The organism is Streptomyces sp. NRRL F-5630 (assembly GCF_000719475.1).
Taxonomy (GTDB): domain Bacteria; phylum Actinomycetota; class Actinomycetes; order Streptomycetales; family Streptomycetaceae; genus Streptomyces.
In genome coordinates this window covers 13,068-29,992 of record NZ_JOGO01000041.1, presented here as the reverse complement: position 1 = coordinate 29,992, position 16,925 = coordinate 13,068, and the positions used below count along the sequence as shown (strand labels likewise).

The window sequence follows — 16,925 nt, the reverse complement described above, 5'->3', positions numbered from 1 at the left end:
AGCGAGTATTCGCCAGGGTTCGCCAGGGTCCGCCAGATGGTCTGCCACGGCGCGCCGGGTGTCGGGTAGGAAGCGCGCCAACCCGGCCCGGCGGCCTGCCGGCACTCCCCAGGGTGCCGCGGGTCGCCGGGGCGGGCGGGCGCGTCCGATGCGCGGGCCCATGAAGGGCTCGCGGGCCCAGGAAGGGATACGCCCACCCCATGTACACCGCTCAGTCCCCCCTCTCCGCGCCACCCCGTGCGCCACGTGCGCGCCAGCCCGGTGCCCCTTTCCTCGACCCCGCGCGGGCGGCCGCCGTGCCCTTCGGCGCCGTTCAGCCCCGTACCCGGCGGACGCAGGGGGCGCCGGGCCCGCAGCGGCTGAGCGGCCGGCTCGATCTGTCGGGGCCGCAGGGCGCGCAGTTGCGTGCCGCGGTCGCGGCGGTGCACCGCATCTGTCCCGACTTCCACCCGGTCCAACTGCTGCGCCGCAACGGGCACTCGGTGCTCCTCGCGGGCACGACGGGGCGGGCGACCGTGGTCGCGAAGTGTTTACTGGACCGTTCCCCGGTCTGGTCGGGACGCGTCCGGCAGGAGATAGCCGCCTACCGCGCCTTCGTACGACAGCGCCCGCCGGTGCGGGTACCGCGTCTCGTGGCGGCCGACCCGGACCAGGGTGTCCTGGTCGTGGAGCGGATGCCGGGCCGCCCGGCCGCGCTTCAACGCCACCCGGCGCACGCTCCGGGGCGCGCCGATCTGCGGGCCGCGCTCGCGGCGTTCGCGCGGGTCAACTCCTGGCGTCCCGCCCCCGGGACCTTCGACACCCCCCTGGACTACGGGGCACGCCTCGCGCGTTTCCACGAGCTGGGGATGCTGACCGACCGTGACCTCGACGACCTGCAGAAGCTCCTGCACGGGGTCGCGGCAGGGGCGGGCCGGGGCGGGATGTGGCAGTTCAACCACGGGGACGCACTCCTGTCGAACGTGCTGCTCTCGCCCGCGGGACCGGTGCTGCTCGACTGGGACCGGGCGGGCTGGTACCTGCCGGGGTACGACCTGGCGACGCTGTGGTCGGTGATCGGGGACGCACCCGAGGTGCGGCGGCAGATCGCCCAGCTCGCGCAGGCGGCGGGCCCGGCGGCGCGGGACGCCTTCCTCGTGAACCTGATGCTCGTGCTCACGCGCGAGATCCGGACGTACGAGAACGCGGTCCAGCGCACGATGCACGACAGCGTCCCGGTCTCCGTTCCCGGGGTACCGGCCTCCGGCGAGGAGCAGCGGCTGCTGCTGCGCCGGCTCCACGACGACTGCGCCACGGCGCGGCGGGCGGTGCGCGCGGCGGTCGGTACCCGCTGAACCGCCCCGCCCGGCACGGGTGGCCCGCGGCACGGCCCGGCCGCGGGCCCCGGGGATCTCGTACGGGACGGGCACGCGCCACGCTGTCGACGAAACGTTTCCTCGTCGTCCGCGACCGAAGGGGTGGAATTCCCTGCCTCCGGCGGCGCCCCGCGGCGCGTACTGCCGGGGGTCGGCCGGACGGGAGCGGCATGTCGGTGCTGGCAGCGGAGCGGAGGGCGCGCACCCTCCATTGGTCCACTCCTGTGGTGGTGCCGCAACCGGGGCCTGACATGGGGATTCCCTTGCCCGGAGCGTGATTGACGGATCGTCGGGGAGCGGGTACCACTGGCACGTCCGGTCACGACACTCCAGCGCGTCCACTCCCCCAGGAGGCTGCTTTGCGAGGAATTTCCCCCGTCCGCTCCAGACGCCGGACGGCGGCGGTCGCTTTCGCCTCGTCCGCCCTGCTCCTGCCGCTCCTCGCGGCGTCGCCCGTCGGGGCCGCGCAGGCTCCTGTCGCGCAGGCCCCCTCCGGCCGGGACGCCGGGCGGCTCCAGGACGCCTTCACCGCCGCCTCGGCCAGGTACCACGTACCGAGCGAGGTCCTCCTCGGCGTCTCCTACCTCCAGTCGCGGTGGGACGAGCACGGTGGCGCGCCGAGTGTCAGCGGCGGCTACGGGCCGATGCACCTGACGGACGCGCGGACCGCGCTGGCCGGGGTCGTGACGCACCCGCACGGCGAGGGCGCCGAGGACCCGCGCGGCGACACGAGCCGCCCTCTCGGCCCGAGCGCGCACCGTACGGACACGCGCTCCGGCAAGCTCCCCGCGCGCCTGGAGACCCTGCCGAGGGCGGCGTCCCTCACCGGCATCGACGCGGCCACGCTGCGCCGTGATGCGGCGGCCAACATCGCGGGGGGCGCGGCGCTCCTCGCGGCGGCGCAACGCGCGCAGGGCCGGCCACTGAGCCAGGACCCGGCCGACTGGTTCGGCGCGGTCGCGGCGTTCTCGGGCGCCGAGGACAACGCGGGCGCCGCCTCGTACGCCGAGGACGTCTTCGCGGTGATCCGCGACGGGCAGCGGCGCACGACGGACGCGGGGCAGTCGGTCGCGCTCCGCGCGGACGCGCGGGCGAAGGCGCAGCCGCGGCAGTTGCGCGCCATGGGCCTGAAGAAGACGGACGCGGGGCCGACGGAGTGCCCGCCGACGGTGGCCTGCGAGTGGGTGCCCGCTCCGTACGAGGAGTACGGGGACGGCGACTACGGCAACCACGACCTCGCCGACCGTCCGCACGACCAGTCCGTCGACTCGATCGTCATCCACGACACCGAGGAGACCTGGGACAGGACGCTCGACCTCGTCCAGGACCCCACGTACCTGGCGTGGCACTACACGATCCGCTCCACGGACGGGCTCATCGCGCAGCACTTCCCGACGAAGGACGTCGGCTGGCACGCGGGCAACTGGTACGTGAACGCGAAGTCGGTCGGCGTCGAGCACGAGGGCTTCCTCACCGCTCCCGACGCCTGGTTCTCGGAGGCGATGTACCGGTCCTCGGCGCGGCTCGTGAAGTACCTCGCGAAGAAGTACGACATCCCGCTCGACCGGCAGCACATCCTCGGCCACGACAACGTGCCCGCGACGACGGCGTCGGGCATCCCGGGGATGCACACCGACCCGGGCCCGTACTGGGACTGGTCGCACTACTTCGCGCTGCTCGGCAAGCCGGTGCGCGCCACGGCGCTGCCGTGGTCGGACGTCGTGACGATCGCGCCGAAGTACGAGGCCAACAAACCCGCGTACACGGGTTGTTCGGCGGACGACCCGGCGGCGGCGTGCCCCGCCCACGGGTCGAGCGAGCTGTGGCTGCGGCAGTCGCCCTCGGACGACGCGCCGCTCGTGAAGGACATCGGCCTGTACCCGAAGGGCGAGGACACGACGACCGGGGTCAACGACGTCGGCGCGCGGGTGTCGAGCGGCCAGCAGTACGTCGTCGCCGAGCGGCGCGGCTCCTGGGTGGCGCTCTGGTACAACGGGCAGAAGGGGTGGCTGAGGAACTCCCTGCTCAAGCCCGTCGCCGTGCCCTCGCAGGGGCTCGTGGTGACGCCGAAGAAGGGGCGCGCGGACGTGCCGGTGTACGGACGCGCCTACCCGGAGGCCTCGGCCTACCCGGCGAACATCACGCCGCAGGCGCTGTCCCCGTTCCCGTACAAGCTCCTGGCGGGCCAGCGGTACGTGACCGGCGGGAAGGTGCGCGGCGAGTACTTCTACTCGCCGACGTTCGACACGACGGACCACAAGGTGGTGCGCGGTGAGAACGAGTACTACGAGATCCAGTTCGGGCACCGGGTGGCGTATGTGAACGCCGATGACGTGACGGTGTCGCGCGTGCGCTGAGACGGGTGAGCGGGGCCGGTCCTTTCGCGAGGGCCGGCCCCGTTGCGTGCGGCGGCGACCTCGCGGGTGGGCTTCGTGCGGGCCAGGATGCCGCGCGGACGGAGGCGAGGGCGTCGGTTCCCGCCAGGAGTGCGGGAGGGCGGTGTGCGCGGAGGCGGCGAGGAGGTCGGCTGCTGCGGCGAAGGCACTTACGGACAAACCGTGCGGAACCCCCGTCAGCGCGTGACCAGCGGCCCGAGCGGCGGCTACGGCCCGTGGGCAGCGCATTCCGGACAGCGGGAGAGGGGCCGTCCGGGTGAGGCGCCGGGGGCGCGGGAGGGGCGCGGGGCTCTGGTCAGCCCTGCTGGAACATCGCCGCGGGCAGGGGCTTGAGGAGTGCGTAGAGGTCGTCGGTGATGGGGCGGTCCCAGGCGGCGATGGTGACGAGCACGTTGTCGCTGCGGTCGAACTGCACGCAGGAGATGCGGCCCTCGGAGAGTTTGAGACGGCGCACGATGAGGAGGTTGTCGCCCTGCATGACCGGCATGTCCTCGACGTCGACGACCTCGACGTCCTCGTCGTTCTCCAGCGCCAGCAGGAGTTGCGCGACCTCGAAGGGGACCTGTTTGTCGGCGAGTTCACGGGCGGGCGAGCCGGCCGGGAGGTTGCCGATGATCATGGCGGGTCCGCGGCCGCCGAAGAGGTCGTACTGGAGGAAGACTCCCTGACAGCTGCCGTCCTGGGCGGGCAGGAGCCCCGCGACGAGGTTCCCGGGCCAGTCCCCCGGGTCCATGGCCAGGACATCGAAGTCGGGGCCCGCGGGCGTGGCGGGAGGACGGCGGCGGAGGAACGACATGCGGCCCATGGTACGTGTCCCGCTCCGGTCACGAGCGGGCACCCCTGCGTAACCGGAGTCCCTGGAGAGGGGGTGCGGGGGTGGCGGAAAAGGGGTGGTGGGGCGGAGGCCGCGCGAGGTGGGCCGAGAGGGACGCGGGGCGTACGACGGGGGCGGGGCGGCCCGTGTCGCCCGGCCGCCCCGCCCTCTGCCCCTGCCGCGCCGGATCGGCCCCATGTCACCGGGCCCGCCCCTGTCCGCGGCGCGTCTCAGGCCGCCGCGTCCGCCTCGCTCTCCGCCTCGTCCTGCGCGGTGAGCGGCACGACGGCGACGGGTGCGGCGGCGTGGAGGAGAACGGCCTGAGTGACGGAGCCGAGGATGCGGGCGGGCTGGAGGAGACGTCGGCGGTGGCGGCCCACGACGACGAGTTCCGCGCCGTTCGAGGCGGCGACGAGGTGCCCGGCGGCGTCCCCCGCGGCCACCGACACGAGGGCCTCGACACCGGGGTGGGCCGCGCGGTGCGGGTCGAGGTGGTCCTGGGCGAGGTTGAGGCACTCGGCCTCGGCGGCCTCCTGGTCCTCGACGGTGGGCGTGTAGTCGCCCACGGCGGTCCAGGCGAGCGTGGGCCAGGGGTAGGCGACGACGATGTGGACCGCGGCGCCGCGGCGTGCGGCCTCGCTGAAGGCGAAGGCGAGCGTCGAGTCGTCCTTGAGGTCGACGGGCAGGCCCACGACGATGCGCGGCCCGTCGGGCACCTCGGTCGTCACGTCCTCCGGCACGGCGCGCCCCGGGCGCGGCACCACGACGACGGGGCAGGCGGCGTCGCGCGCGGCGGCCATCCCGTTGGAACCGAGCAGGAGACTGGCGAAGCCGCCGCGCCCGCGTGAGCCGAGGACGAGGAGCTGGGCCTCGGCACCCATCTCCGGCAGGACGGCGTCGGGCGCGCCCTCGACCGTGACGAACTCCAGGACCGGAAGCCTGCCGTCGCGCCCCTCCAGGTCCGCGCGCAGCCGGTCGAGCACCGGGTCGCCGACCTGTTCGGGCCCGGCGGCGAGCACCTCGGGCTGCGTCCAGGCCGCGTACTGGCGCACGTGCACGATCCGCAACACGGCCTCGCGGAGCCGGGCCGTCTCGATCGCCCAGTCCAGGGCGCGGAGGCTGTCCTCCGAGCCGTCCACGGCCGCTACCACCGGCAGCTCACTCATGATGTCCTCGTTCCCGGCGCCCCGCTCTCACTCGGCGCCTGTTGAGCCCCTACAGCTCCAGCCTTCCCCGGTGGAGCGGGATGTGCCAGGGCCGAAAGACCCCACCGCTGGCATCATCTGTCAGCCCTCCTGCCCCCGCATCCGCGCGGCACGCGAACGCTCCGGCATATGCCGGGATCAGTCGCCAGCAGGGGCGTTTCCCCGTTCGTCGGCGGGTTCCCGGCACGTTCGGCTCGTGGGTCCGTCCACCGGCGCGTCCGCCGCCGTGAGGAATGGCAGGACGTGCCCGAGGAAGGCGTGGGGGCCGTGGCGCGGGGCTCAGGTGGGGATGCGGCGGCTGGGGCGGGCCTGGGGGCCGAGGCGGGCGATGGCGGCGTGGATGTATTTCGGGGGCATCTGCCAGCGCAGTTCGCCGGGGACGGCGCGCAGCAGGCGTGCGGTGGAGCGCAGTCGGCGGGTGACGACGGCGGGGGGCGGGGCCTCGCGCCCGTAGAGCGCGTGGGCCCAGGGCGGCAGGGAGCCGTAGGCGAGGGCGGAGACGCGGCGCCAGAGCAGGGCGCGGGCGGGCAGCAGCGGGAAGGGGACGGGTGGGCGGCGCAGGAAGTCGTCGACGACGCGGGCGTCGGCACCCACGGCGAGTTCGTCCTTCACGCTGCGGAAGTAGCTGTCGAGTTCTCCGACGGTGGCGGGGACCTGGGCCGGGTCGAGCCCGACGAGGCGGGCCCCTGTGCGCTGTTCGGCGACGTAGCGGTCGGCGGCCGTGTCGTCGAGGGGGAAGCCGGAGCGGCGCAGGGTGTGGAGGTAGGAGGAGACCTCGGCGCAGTGCACCCAGAGCAGGAGCGCGGGTTCGTCGACGCCGTAGCGTTCGCCGGTCTCGGGGTCGGTGGCGCCGAGTCTGCGGTGGACGCCGCGTACGCGCGCCGCGGCGCGTTCGGCGGTGGGGGTGTCGGCGTACGTGGTGGCGGCGACGTAGCGGGCGGTGCGGATCAGGCGGCCCCAGGCGTCCTGGCGGAAGTCGGAGTTCGCCATGACACCGCGCAGGGTGCGCGGGTGGAGGGCCTGGAGCCACAGGGCGCGTACGCCCGCGATCCACATGGCGGGGTCGGCGTGGAGCTGCCAGGTCACGGTTCCGGGCCCGTAGAGGCCGGGGTCGGGGCGGGAAGGCTGCTCGGCCACGGCGAAACCTCCGGGAGAGTGGTGCGTGCCTGAGCTGATTGTCTCCCGACAGGGCGGGCTTCGCGGTGGGGGGTGCGGGCCACGACGTTCAGCGGGCGGAGAGCGTGGAGAGGAAGCGGGCGCAGGAGGCGGCGCAGTCGCGGCAGGCGGCGACGGCGTCCTCGGCGCCGGGCAGCCGCGCGCAGTGGGCCGCGCAGTCGAGGCACGTGGTGCGGCACCAGTCGAGGCGGAAGCGGAGTTCGTCGTCCCCGGGGTCGTGGAGGGGGTCGGCGCCGAGGAGCCTGGCGGTGCTGTCGCAGACCTCGACGCAGCGCAGGGCGCGCAGCACCGCGGGGTCGGCGGCCGGAATGCCGCAGTGGCGGGCGGTGAGGGTCGCCGCGGCGCGGCAGGACGCGGCGCAGGCGAAGCGGTCCTCCAGGTAGCGCACGAGGTGATCGCGGTCCCAGAGGTCCTCGGAGGCGGGCGGGATGCGGGGCGCGGCGGACGCTTGTGCCACGGCGGTCTCCTCTCGGGCGGCCCCGGTCCCGGGGTGGGGGTGCGTTCGAGGGGCGCGTTGCCGCGCAGGGCGCGGGCAAACGCGGGTACGGCTTCAGGGATGCCGCCGACGACGCGAGCGAACGGACACGGAGCGGGGTGCGGCCATCGAGCGAGGAGCGCCGGGACAGGAAGCGAGGTACTGCGGGGCGCGGCGCGGCACGAGGTGTGACCGGGCGTGGCAGGAGGTGTGGCGGGGCCCCGTCCGGGAAAGGGTCGTGCGCATGACATACACGTCCCCCGACTCCACCGACGCTCCCGGCTCCCCCGCCCCGGGCTCCCCCACCCGCCGCCCGGTCCGGCAGCTCGCGGCCGCCTCTGTCGGCAACGCCGTCGAGTGGTACGACTGGTACGCGTACACCTTCCTCGCCACGTACCTCGCCGACCAGGTCTTCCCCCGGAGCGCCGACAACTCGCTCGTCCCGCTGCTCTCGACGTTCGCGGTGTTCGCCGTGGGGTTCTTCATGCGGCCGGTGGGCGGGCTGCTCATGGGCGCGGTCGCCGACCGGCGGGGGCGGCGGGCCGCGCTGACGGTGACGATCCTGCTCATGGGCGGGTCCAGCCTGCTCGTGGCGCTGACCCCGACGTACGCGGCGGCCGGGCTCCTCGGCCCGGTCGTGCTGGTGCTCGCACGCCTGCTGCAAGGTCTCTCGGTGGGAGGGGAGTTCGCCGCCTCGACGACGTTCCTCGTGGAGTCGGCCGGGCCCGGCAGGCGCGGGCTCTTCTCCAGTTTCCAGTACGTCTCGACGACGATCGGCCAGCTCATCGCCTCGGGCGTCGCGGCGCTGCTCGTGCGGGTGCTGAGCGAGGGACGGATGGAGTCCTGGGGGTGGCGGCTGCCGTTCGTGCTCGGCGCGGTGCTGAGCCTGGCCGGGTTCTGGATCAGGCGAGGTGCCGAGGAGACGCGGGACGCGCCGGGAACCGCCGAGCGCCCGCCGCTCTTCGAGGCGCTGCGGCGCCACCCGCGGGCCTCGCTCCTGATCGGCGGGATCACCGCGGGCGGCACGCTCGCGTACTACACGTGGACCTCGTACCTGCCGACGTACGCGGAGCTGAACGCGGGCGTCGCGAAGGGCGACGCGCTGCTCGCCTCGACGCTCGCGCTCGCCTTCTTCGCGGTGCTCCAGCCGCTGGCCGGGCTGCTCTCGGACCGCTTCGGGCGGCGTCCTCTCCTGCTCTTCTTCGGAATCGGCTTCGCGCTCCTGTGCGTGCCGCTGCTGCGGCTGCTCACCGGCTCCTTCGTCTCGTTGCTGCTCGTGAGCTGTGCGGGGATGGTGCTCCTGACCGGGTTCACGTCGATCTCGGCGGCGGTGAACGCGGAGGTGTTCCCGGCGCGGGTGCGGGCGGCGGGGATCGGCTTCCCGTACTCGCTGACGGTGGCGCTCTTCGGCGGCACGGCACCCTACGTGGGGACGCTCTTCAAGGAGTGGGGCCGAGCCGGGCTCTTCCCCTGGTACGTCGCGGTGCTGTGCCTGGTCTCCTCGGCGGTGTACCTGCGGCTCCCGGAGACGGCCCACCGGCCGCTGGAGCGCTGAGCACGGGGCGCGGGCGCACCGGCCGCCTCGCGCGCGTACCCCCTCTTCCTCCTCCCCTACCGGCGGCGCCCGGTGTCGACCCGATCGGCGCTCGCGGACTTGCCGGGGGCCGGAGGGCGCGCGAGCGTCGCAGCGAGGGCCCGGCGCGGCACGCGGGCGTTGACCGGCGCGGAAACGGGAGTGGGCACCATGGGCACGCGGAGCAGGCAGGTGGCGATCGACCTGGGCAGTGCGCGACTGCGGCTGCGCGACCAGCGGCAGGCGTGGTCGTTTCCGCACGTCGCGATCGTCGACGAGGAGGGTTCGCTGCGGGCCTGGGGGGATCAGGCGCTCGCGATGGCGGGGCGGCTGCCGCCGCGCCTGCGGCTCGTGCGACCCGTCGCGGCGGGCGCGGTGGCGGATCTGCCGCTCGCCGCGCGGCTGCTCGGCTCGGCGCTGCGCGCGGCCTCGGGGAAGTCGCGGCGGCTGCGCGGGGCGCAGGCGGTGGTGTGCGTACCGGATCACGCGACGTCGCTGGAGCGGCACGTGCTGCGGCAGGTGTGCAAGGACGCGGGCATCCACCAGGTGCGCTCCGTGCCGCACTCGGTCGCGGCGGCGGCCGGAGCCGGGGTGAGCGGGAGCCCGGCGGGCGCGCTGCTCGTGGACATCGGCGAGCACCGCACCTCGGCGTCGATGATCGCGCTCGGCACGGCGCTCGTGACGCGGACGGTCAAGCGGGGCGCCGGCAGTGTGGACGCGTGGCTCATGCGCCACGCGCGCGACGAGCACGCGCTGACGATCGGGGCGCGGGTCGCCGAGGAGGCGAAGCTCGCGGCGGCGCTGGAGACGGGGGCGCGGCTGCCGGTGCGGGGGCAGGACAGGGACGAGGGGCTGCCGCAGGTGGGGGAGCTGACGGTGGCGGAGATCCGCGCGGTGCTGCGCCCGGTGTACGAGGACGTGGCGCGGCTCGTCACGGCGGTGCTCGACGCCTCGCCGCAGGAGCTGGTGGACGACGTCTTCGAGCGGGGTGTGCTGCTGCACGGGGGCGGAGCGCGGTTGTACGGCCTCGACGCCCATCTGCGGCAGGAGCTGGCGATGCCGGTGCACGTCGTGGAGTCGGGGGCCGACACGGCGGTGGAGGGGGCGTGGCTGCTCGCCGCCAAGGGCCCGGTGCTCGAACTCGCGTGAGGGATCGGCCGACGGAGCGGAGAGGTGAGGGCGTATGACGGCTGCGGCGGGGCTGGCGCTGATGATCGTGGGGGCGGTGCTGCGGTACGCGGTGACGTGGCGGTTCGCGTGGGTGGATCTGCCCGTGCTGGGGAACATCCTGCTCGTGGGCGGTTTGGCGGGGCTCCTGCTCGGTCTGGTGCTCGCGCGCAGCAGACGGCGGCTGGCCCTCGCGGTGGAGCGGGCCCGGGAGTCGGCGGGGTGGTCGGCGTCGGGCAGTGACGCGTATCCGCCGGAGCCCTACTACCGCGACCAGTACCCGCCGCGCTGAGCGGGCGCGCCCTGCGGGTGCCGCTCGGCCGGTACGCGCACCGCGTGGACGCGGGACGCCGCCGCACTCCTCCTCGGGTGCGGCGGCGTCGCGTGCGGGCGCCGGGGGCGGGTCAGGCGGCGTGCCGGGTGCGGGCGCGGTGGCCCGCGACGAGTTCGGCGTAGCGGCGCCCGGAGGACTTCACGGTCCGTCCTTGCGTCTTGTAGTCGACGTGGACGAGGCCGAAGCGCTTGTCGTAGCCGTAGGCCCACTCGAAGTTGTCCATGAGGGACCAGGCGAAGTAGCCGGCGAGCGGGGCGCCCTTGCGGGCGGCGCGGGCGCAGGCGGCGAGGTGGTCCTCCAGGTAGCGGATGCGCTCCGGGTCGTGAACGGAGCCGTCGGAGCCGACGACGTCCGGCCAGGCCGAGCCGTTCTCGGTGACGTGGATCTTCCGCGCCCCGTACTCCTCCGTGAGCCGGAGCAGCAGGCGTTCGATGCCGTTCGCGTCGATCTCCCAGTCCATGCCGGTGCGGGGGATGTGGAGGCGGCGCACGGCGCGGGCGTGGGGCGGGGGGCCGCCGGGGTCGTCGGTGACCACGGCCGGGAAGTAGTAGTTGAGGCCCAGCCAGTCCAGCGGCTGGGCGATGGTGTCGAGGTCGCCCGGCTGTTCGGGCAGGGTGACGCCGTAGACGTCGAGCATGTCCTCGGGGAAGCCGCGGCCGTGCACGGGGTCGAGCCACCAGCGGTTGGTGTGGCCGTCCATACGGCGGGCCGCCGCGGCATCGCCCGCGGAGCCGGTGGCGGGGTCGACGGGGTTGAGGTTGAAGACGATGCCGACCTCGGCGTCGGGCGCGGCGGCGCGGACCGCCTGGGTGGCGAGGCCGTGGCCGAGGAGGAGGTGGTACGAGGCGCGGACGGCGGCCTCGATGTCGGTGAGGCCCGGAGCCATGGTTCCTTCGAGGTGCCCGATCCAGGCGGAGCAGAGCGGCTCGTTGAGGGTGGCGAAGCTCTTGACGCGGTCGCCGAGGCGGTCCGCGACGACCTCGGCGTAGCGGGCGAAGTGCTCGGCGGTCTCGCGGCGGGGCCAGCCGCCCCGGTCCTGGAGGGCCTGCGGGAGGTCCCAGTGATAGAGCGTGACGAAGGGGTCGATGCCCTCGGCGAGGAGGCCGTCGACGAGCTTGTCGTAGAAGTCGAGCCCCTTGGCGTTGACGGGTCCGTCGCCGCCGGGGATGACGCGGGGCCAGGCGACGGAGAAGCGGTAGGCGCCCGCGTTCAGTTTCTTGATGAGCCCGATGTCCTCGCGCCAGCGGTGGTAGTGGTCGCAGGCCACGTCGCCGGTGTCGCCGCCCGCGATCTTGCCGGGGGTGTGCGAGAAGGTGTCCCAGATCGAGGGCGCCCTGCCGTCCTCGTCGACGGCGCCCTCCACCTGGTACGCGGCGGTGGCCACGCCCCAGGTGAAGTCCTCGGGGAGTGCGGCGTAGTCGAGTCCCTCGGTCACGGGCGTCCTTTCGTCGCGGGTCATTTGACGGCTCCCGCGGTGAGCCCGGTGACCAGGTACTTCTGGAGGAGCAGGAAGCCGGCCACGACGGGCACGCTGACGACGAGGGACGCGGCCATGACCTGGTTCCAGTAGACGTCGTTGAGCGTCGAGTAGTTCTGGAGGCCGATGGCGAGGGTGCGGGTCTCGTCGTTGGTGAGCACGGAGGCGAAGAGGACCTCGCCCCAGGCCGTCATGAAGGCGTACACGGCGACGGCGACGATGCCGGGGATCGCGGCGGGCACGACGACGCGGAAGAGCGCGCCGAGCGGTCCGCAGCCGTCGACCATGGCGGCTTCGTCGAGTTCCTTGGGGACCGAGTCGAAGTAGCCGATGAGCATCCAGATCGCGAAGGGCAGCGAGAAGGTCAGATACGTGATGATCAGGCCGAGGCGCGAGCCGAAGAGCGGGATGCCGGTGGCGTTGCCGACGTTGACGAAGAGGATGAACAGCGGCAGCAGGAAGAGGATGCCGGGGAACATCTGGGTGGAGAGCACCGAGACGGTGAAGACGCGCTTGCCGCGGAAGTTGTAGCGGCTGACCGCGTAGGCGGCGAAGATCGCGATGATCACCGAGCAGATCGTGGCGGACCCGGCCACGATGAGCGAGTTGCTGAAGTAGTGCGCGAGCGGCACCGTCTTCCAGATGTCGATGTACGGCCGGATGGTGAGGCCGCTCGGTATCCAGCGGAACTGGCCGGTGACGTCCTTGAGGGGCTTCAGCGAGCTGGTGACCATGACGAAGATCGGCAGCGCGACGAAGACCGTCAGGAGCGTCAGGAAGATGCCCCGGATGGCGTTGAAGGCGCGCGGTGGCGCCATCGGGGAGCGCCCGGTGTGGAGCACCTGCGTGCTCTTGGCCGCCGGCTTCTCGCCGGGAGGGTCGGCGGTCTTGGCGACGGGGGCGGCGCTAGACATCGGAGCCCTTCTTCCTCGACGTGAAGAACAGGTACAGCCCCGTGACCACGAGCAGGAACAGGAGCAGCAGGACGGACATGGCCGAGCCGGTGCCGAAGTTCCAGGTCACGAAGGAGGACTGGTAGATGTGGATGGAGATGAGGTCGGCGTTCTTCGGTGCCGAGTCCCCGAAGAGGAGGTACGGCGTGTTGAAGTCGTTGAACGTCCACAGGAACAGGACGAGGACGAGGACCTGGTTGACGGGGCGCAGCGAGGGCAGGGTGATCTTGCGGATCTGCTGCCAGGTGCCGGCGCCGTCGAGGGCCGCGGCCTCGTAGAGGTCCTTGGGGATGTTCTGGAGCGCGGCCATGACGATGAGGAAGGCGAAGGGCCAGGTCTTCCAGACCGCGACGACGACCAGGGAGATGAAGCTGTTGTTGCCGATGAGCCAGAAGGAGCGCTCGTCGGTGAGGTGGAGCTGGTCGTGCAGGACGTGGTTCACCATGCCGTTGTCGTGCTGGAGCATGAAGTTCCAGGTGATGACGGCGGCGTAGATGGGCAGCGCGTACGGGGTCAGGAAGAGCGCGCGCAGGAAGCCGCGGCCCTTGAAATTGTCCTGGAGGAAGATCGCGGCGGCGACGCCGATCAGCCAGCAGAAGGCGACGGCGAGGACGCAGAACGCGCAGGTGACCCAGAAGGAGTGGAGCAGGGCCTCGCCGACCGGCTTGTCGAAGTCGACGGCGAGTGCGAAGTTGTCGAGGCCGCTCCAGGGGGCCTGGCCCCAGTTGCGGATGTAGAACTGGGTGAGCTCCTTGAAGGCCATGAAGATCCCGACGACCATCGGGATCATGTGGATCAGGAGCTCGAAGAGCAGGGCGGGCAGGAGCAGCAGGTAGGGCAGGCCCACGCGGCGGAGCCGGTCGGGAAGGACCGGCTTGCGCCGCTTCTTCTTCCCGGCCGGGCCGGGCCCCGCGAGGGGGCCCGGCGTCGCCTGCGCTTCGGGCAGGGTGTCGGTCATGTTCAGTTGCTCACTTCGGCATCTGCTGCTCGGCCTTGGTCAGGGCGGCCTTCACTGCGGCGGTCGTGATCTCCTTCTTGCCCGCCGCGTCGGCCCACAGGTCCTTGATGGCGGTACCGACCGCCGTCTCGAACTGGGCCTCGTTGGGCACCTGCGGGAGCGCGGTGGCGCTCTTGAGCAGGGTGTCCTTGATGGCGCCCGCGCCACCCTGGCTGAACGCCGGGTCCTGCTGCGCGTCCTTGACCGGCGGGACGGAGCCCCAGGTCTTGTTGAGGTAGGTCGACTCCTCCTTGCTCGTCATGAACTTGACGAACTTGAGGGCGCCGTCCTTGTTCTTCGTGTTCTTGAAGACCGCGATGTTGATGCCGGCGACCATGGAGTTGGTCTGCTTGCCGGGGCCCGGGGTGCCGGACTGGACGGGGACGGGCGCGACGCCGTAGTCGTCGGCCTTCATGCCGTGGGCCTGGAAGGTGCTGTCGGCGGCCTGCCACAGGACCATGCCGACCTTGCCGCTGGCGAAGTCGTTGAGGCTCTGGTTCTGGTTGTACTCGGCGTTGCCGGGGGCGATGATCTTGTCCTTGCCCATCCAGTCCACGTACTGCTTGACGGCGGCGACCGCGCCGTCCGAGGTGAAGGTGGGCTTGCCCTCTGCGTCGAAGAAGTCGGCGCCGTGCTGCTTGCCGAGGACGAACGCCTGGTGGATGTTGTTGGAGAGGTTGCTGCCCTCCAGGGCCGTCCCCCAGACGTCACCCTTGGTGAGCTTCTTGCCGTCGGCGACGAACTCGTCCCACGTGGCCGGGGGCTTCGCGATGCCGGCGTCGGCGAAGAGCTTCTTGTTGTAGTAGAGCGCGTACGACAGCGAGTACAGCGGGACGGCGGCCGGGTCCTTGCCCTCGGCGCCGGTGGAGCCCACCGCCGAGTCGACGAAACGCTCGCGCCCGCCGATCTGCTTGAACGCCGCGTCGTCGAAGTCCATGAGAGCACCGGTGGCCTGGAGCGAGGCCGACCAGGTGTTGCCTATGTTGAGGACGTCGGGGCCCTCACCGGAGGTCGTGGCGGTGAGGATGCGGTTGAGGAGGTCGGACCACGGGATGACCTCCAGCTTGACCTTGATACCGGTCTGCTTGGTGAACTTGGCGAGTTCCTTGGTCAGGACCTTCTTGTCCACCGCCACGCTCGCCCCCTGGTTGGAGGCCCAGTAAGTGAGGGTCTTGGGCGAGGAGTTGTCACCTCCGCCGGTGTCGCTCCCGCCGCCGCAGGCGGTGGCGGTGAGCGCGAGAGTGGTGACGAGACTGGCAGCGGCAGCGGCTCGCAGTCTGCGCATGTCGGTATGCCCCTTTCCGGGGGGTGGCCAAGGAAGAGTGAAGGCGTTCAGTCCCTGAACGGCCTCACGGCTTAATTTAGGACGTGAGTTAAAACCTGAGAGAAGGTCGCGTCAAGGGCTCCGGCGGGGGTATGTTGCGGTCCGGGAAGGGGCAAGATGGTGCAACGGCACAGACGAACCGTGCGTGACCTGCGAAGAGGCAACCGCGCAGCTGTTTTGCAACGGTTGTATTTCGACGGCCCGATGAGCCGTCAGGCACTGCTCCCCGCCACCGGCTTGAGTTCGGGTTCCATCAGCAACGTCGTCACGGAGCTGACGGCGGACGGGCTCCTGGAGGAGGCGGGTGTCGTCGAGTCGGACGGCGGCAGGCCGCGCACGCTGCTGCGCGTCGCGCCCGGCGCGGGGTACCTCGTCGGGGTCGACATCGGTGAGACGAAGGTGCGCACCGAGCTGTTCGACCTGGCGATGTCCGAACTCTGCCGCGCGGAGACGAGCCTGACGGGCGTCGGCTACGACGTGGACCTCATCGTGCGCGCCGTCGCGGAGGGGATCACCGCGGTGCTCGCCGAGGCGGGGGTCCCCGCGGACCGGCTGCTCGGTGTGGGCGTCGGCGTGCCGGGCATCGTGGAGCGCCCCGAGGGCGAGGGCGCGCGCGTCTACGGGCAGACGATCGGCTGGGACGCGGTCCCGCTGGAGACGCTGCTGCGTACCGCGACCGGGCTCCCCGCCGACGTGGGGATCTTCGTCAACAACGGCGCGAAGGCGCTGGGGCAGGCCGAGTTGTGGTTCGGCGGCGGCCGGGGCAGCGAGGACGTCGTCATCGTGCTCTTCGGTTCAGGTGTCGGCGCGTGCATAGTGACCCGGGGCGCGATCCAGGGCGGCACGCACGGCAGCCCGAGCGAGTGGGGCCACCTCACCGTCAACGTCCGTGGCCGCCGCTGCCGTTGCGGGGCGCGGGGCTGCCTGGAGGCGTACGCGGGGGCCGAGGCGCTCCTGGAGCGCTGGCGCGAGGTGGGCGGCACCCTGCCGGAGGGGGCCAGCGAGGAGGAAGGGGTCACGGCGCTGCTCGCGGCGGCGGACCCGGCGGGCGGGGGCGGGGCCGATCCGGTGGCCGTCGCGGTACTGGAGGAGACCGCCGAGTACCTCGGCGCGGGACTCTCCGACCTCATCAACCTCTTCAGCCCCGAGCAGGTCCTCATCGGCGGCTGGGCGGGGCTGCAACTCGGCCCGCACATCCTCCAGTCGGTACGCCGCCATGCCGACAGCTTCGCGCTGCGGCGCCCCGCCGGGAAGGTCTCGATCGGTCTCGGCCTGCTCGGCGCGGACGCGGTGACGGTCGGCGCGGCGACGCTCGTGCTGGCCGACTTCTTCACCAACGGCGGGCGCAGAGAGGCCCCGTTGCGCGAGGAGGACGTCGCCGAGGCGGTGACGGAACGGCGGACGGCGCACGTCCTGGGCGGCAACCAGGTGTAGTGACCCGAAGCTTTGTGCACACGGCTGCTCGGTGGATGGCCGCCGAGTGCGGTCCGGCGCCGCAGGTGCTGGTGGGCGCCCGGCTCGGAGAGCCCGAGCATCCCGGCGATCTCGTGCCGACGCGGGGCACGCCTTCGCGGCCCGGGCTCCTTCGGGGGCTCCCGGACGCGGGCCCCGTGGGGCTCGGTCGCGCCCTCAGCGGCTCACGATCCTGAGGGTTCCGGAGCGTGAGCCGGACGCTGGTC

The 16,925-nt window shown here is 72.7% G+C and carries 14 protein-coding genes; 6 read left to right on the top strand and 8 right to left on the bottom strand.

Annotated elements, in window-relative coordinates; all coding sequences use genetic code 11:
• The first annotated feature begins 200 nt into the window (after window positions 1-200).
• Entirely contained in the window at window positions 201-1,334 is a 1,134-nt protein-coding gene (locus tag IF99_RS0119395) for an aminoglycoside phosphotransferase family protein (protein ID WP_030997837.1), read from the top strand.
• Between the two features lie 380 nt (window positions 1,335-1,714).
• Window positions 1,715-3,712: an N-acetylmuramoyl-L-alanine amidase gene (locus IF99_RS0119390; protein ID WP_030997836.1), complete on the top strand. Its 1,998-nt coding sequence runs from the start codon at window positions 1,715-1,717 to the stop codon at window positions 3,710-3,712.
• Between the two features lie 334 nt (window positions 3,713-4,046).
• Here the strand turns inward: IF99_RS0119390 and IF99_RS0119385 are convergent, their stop codons facing one another.
• The 4 genes from IF99_RS0119385 to IF99_RS0119370 form a co-directional block, all read right to left on the bottom strand.
• Entirely contained in the window at window positions 4,047-4,547 is a 501-nt protein-coding gene (locus IF99_RS0119385) for a hypothetical protein (RefSeq protein ID WP_030997835.1), read from the bottom strand.
• 248 nt (window positions 4,548-4,795) lie between these two features.
• On the bottom strand, window positions 4,796-5,731 hold the full coding sequence (locus IF99_RS0119380) for a universal stress protein (protein ID WP_030997834.1): 936 nt from the start codon (window positions 5,729-5,731) through the stop codon (window positions 4,796-4,798).
• A gap of 318 nt (window positions 5,732-6,049) precedes the next feature.
• Window positions 6,050-6,907 carry an oxygenase MpaB family protein gene (locus IF99_RS0119375; RefSeq protein WP_030997833.1) on the bottom strand — a complete coding sequence of 286 codons (858 nt, stop codon included), beginning with the start codon at window positions 6,905-6,907 and terminating at the stop codon, window positions 6,050-6,052.
• 88 nt (window positions 6,908-6,995) lie between these two features.
• Entirely contained in the window at window positions 6,996-7,403 is a 408-nt protein-coding gene (locus tag IF99_RS0119370; protein ID WP_051703579.1) for a hypothetical protein, read from the bottom strand.
• A 262-nt stretch (window positions 7,404-7,665) separates the two neighbouring features.
• Here IF99_RS0119370 and IF99_RS0119365 point away from each other — a divergent pair, with 262 nt between their 5' ends.
• The 3 genes from IF99_RS0119365 to IF99_RS0119355 all read left to right on the top strand — a co-directional run bounded on the left by IF99_RS0119365 (window position 7,666) and on the right by IF99_RS0119355 (window position 10,453).
• Window positions 7,666-8,976, top strand: a complete 1,311-nt coding sequence (locus tag IF99_RS0119365; RefSeq protein WP_030997831.1) for an MFS transporter — start codon at window positions 7,666-7,668, stop codon at window positions 8,974-8,976.
• Between the two features lie 189 nt (window positions 8,977-9,165).
• Window positions 9,166-10,143, top strand: a complete 978-nt coding sequence (locus IF99_RS0119360; protein WP_030997830.1) for a rod shape-determining protein — start codon at window positions 9,166-9,168, stop codon at window positions 10,141-10,143.
• Between the two features lie 34 nt (window positions 10,144-10,177).
• A complete protein-coding gene (locus IF99_RS0119355) occupies window positions 10,178-10,453 on the top strand; it encodes a hypothetical protein (protein ID WP_030997829.1) in 276 nt (91 codons plus the stop codon).
• A gap of 112 nt (window positions 10,454-10,565) precedes the next feature.
• Here IF99_RS0119355 and IF99_RS0119350 read toward each other — a convergent pair whose 3' ends face one another.
• From IF99_RS0119350 to IF99_RS0119335, 4 genes are read right to left on the bottom strand one after another with little or no spacing between them, the layout of a single operon-like run.
• The gene (locus tag IF99_RS0119350; protein ID WP_051703578.1) at window positions 10,566-11,954 is read right to left on the bottom strand and encodes a GH1 family beta-glucosidase; all 1,389 of its coding nucleotides are present in this window, start codon (window positions 11,952-11,954) and stop codon (window positions 10,566-10,568) included.
• Window positions 11,951-12,886 carry a carbohydrate ABC transporter permease gene (locus IF99_RS0119345; protein ID WP_030997827.1) on the bottom strand — a complete coding sequence of 312 codons (936 nt, stop codon included), beginning with the start codon at window positions 12,884-12,886 and terminating at the stop codon, window positions 11,951-11,953. Before IF99_RS0119345 ends, IF99_RS0119350 begins: the two co-directional genes overlap by 4 nt.
• Window positions 12,879-13,883: a carbohydrate ABC transporter permease gene (locus IF99_RS0119340; protein ID WP_030997826.1), complete on the bottom strand. Its 1,005-nt coding sequence runs from the start codon at window positions 13,881-13,883 to the stop codon at window positions 12,879-12,881. Before IF99_RS0119340 ends, IF99_RS0119345 begins: the two co-directional genes overlap by 8 nt.
• 10 nt (window positions 13,884-13,893) lie before the next feature.
• Window positions 13,894-15,207, bottom strand: a complete 1,314-nt coding sequence (locus IF99_RS0119335; protein ID WP_030997824.1) for an ABC transporter substrate-binding protein — start codon at window positions 15,205-15,207, stop codon at window positions 13,894-13,896.
• 156 nt (window positions 15,208-15,363) lie between these two features.
• Between IF99_RS0119335 and IF99_RS0119330 the strand changes: the two genes are divergently transcribed.
• Window positions 15,364-16,680 carry an ROK family protein gene (locus IF99_RS0119330; RefSeq protein ID WP_030997823.1) on the top strand — a complete coding sequence of 439 codons (1,317 nt, stop codon included), beginning with the start codon at window positions 15,364-15,366 and terminating at the stop codon, window positions 16,678-16,680.
• The last annotated feature ends 245 nt before the right edge of the window (window positions 16,681-16,925 follow it).

Bases quoted from the DNA above. Each gene is read 5' to 3' on its own strand.
- IF99_RS0119395 (WP_030997837.1), top strand. From the start codon at position 201: ATGTACACCGCTCAGTCCCCCCTCTCCGCGCCACCCCGTGCGCCACGT.
- IF99_RS0119385 (WP_030997835.1), bottom strand. From the start codon at position 4,547: ATGTCGTTCCTCCGCCGCCGTCCTCCCGCCACGCCCGCGGGCCCCGAC.
- IF99_RS0119380 (WP_030997834.1), bottom strand. From the start codon at position 5,731: ATGAGTGAGCTGCCGGTGGTAGCGGCCGTGGACGGCTCGGAGGACAGC.
- IF99_RS0119365 (WP_030997831.1), top strand. From the start codon at position 7,666: ATGACATACACGTCCCCCGACTCCACCGACGCTCCCGGCTCCCCCGCC.
- IF99_RS0119360 (WP_030997830.1), top strand. From the start codon at position 9,166: ATGGGCACGCGGAGCAGGCAGGTGGCGATCGACCTGGGCAGTGCGCGA.
- IF99_RS0119355 (WP_030997829.1), top strand. From the start codon at position 10,178: ATGACGGCTGCGGCGGGGCTGGCGCTGATGATCGTGGGGGCGGTGCTG.
- IF99_RS0119350 (WP_051703578.1), bottom strand. From the start codon at position 11,954: ATGACCCGCGACGAAAGGACGCCCGTGACCGAGGGACTCGACTACGCC.
- IF99_RS0119345 (WP_030997827.1), bottom strand. From the start codon at position 12,886: ATGTCTAGCGCCGCCCCCGTCGCCAAGACCGCCGACCCTCCCGGCGAG.
- IF99_RS0119340 (WP_030997826.1), bottom strand. From the start codon at position 13,883: ATGACCGACACCCTGCCCGAAGCGCAGGCGACGCCGGGCCCCCTCGCG.
- IF99_RS0119335 (WP_030997824.1), bottom strand. From the start codon at position 15,207: ATGCGCAGACTGCGAGCCGCTGCCGCTGCCAGTCTCGTCACCACTCTC.
- IF99_RS0119330 (WP_030997823.1), top strand. From the start codon at position 15,364: ATGGTGCAACGGCACAGACGAACCGTGCGTGACCTGCGAAGAGGCAAC.